Annotated in this window: 1 protein-coding gene; it reads left to right on the top strand. The window is 63.1% G+C overall.

What is annotated here, in order from left to right; all coding sequences use genetic code 11:
* Positions 1 to 698, top strand: a 698-nt coding sequence (locus ABWU19_RS14990; protein WP_435902427.1) for an RNA-guided endonuclease InsQ/TnpB family protein, incomplete at its 5' end; no start/stop codon positions are given.
* Between the last annotated feature and the right edge of the window lie 10 nt (positions 699 to 708).

The raw sequence follows: 708 nt of genomic DNA, 5'->3' as shown, positions 1-708 counted from the left end.
ACCGCCCCTTGGAAGGCAGGCTCAAGACCGCCACGGTCAAACGAGAGGGAGAGCATTGGTACATCGTGTTTACCTGTGAGGTGGAGCCCAGACCCCTTCCCCCCAATGACCAGGCCATCGGGATCGACCTGGGCACCAACCCCCACTTCCTCATCACCTCCGACGGGGAGATGGTGGAAGCCCCCCGCTATTTCCAGAGGGCGCAAGCCAAACTCGCCACCGCCCAGCGCAGCCTTGCCCGGAAGAAGCGGGGCAGTAACCGCCGCAAGCAGGCTGGAAGGCGGGTAGCTAAACTGCACCGCAAAATCGCCAATCAGCGCAAAGACTTCCACCACAAACTCGCCAGGAGGCTCGTAAACCGCTATGGCACCATCGTCCACGAAGACCTGAACATCCTCGGCCTGGCCCGCTCCCGCACCGCCAAGGGGGTGCTGGATGCGGGGTGGGCGCAGTTTCTCGCAATCCTCGCCTACAAAGCGGAAGAAGCTGGTAGGCGGGTGGTGGGGGTAGACCCCAAACACACCAGCCAGGACTGCCCGGTGTGCGGGCACCGGGAGAAGAAACCGCTGTGGGTCAGGGAGTTCACCTGCCCCGCTTGTAGGGCCTCTCTTCACCGGGATGTGGCTGCGGCCATCAACATTCTGGCCAGGGCTCGGACGGAGCCTTCGGGGATGGATACGGCAGTAGCCGTTCCGTGAGAACCGAGAA

The organism is Meiothermus cerbereus (genome assembly GCF_051297115.1).
In the GTDB taxonomy this organism is placed as follows: domain Bacteria; phylum Deinococcota; class Deinococci; order Deinococcales; family Thermaceae; genus Meiothermus; species Meiothermus cerbereus_A.
This window is presented reverse-complemented; position numbering and strand designations above follow the sequence as displayed.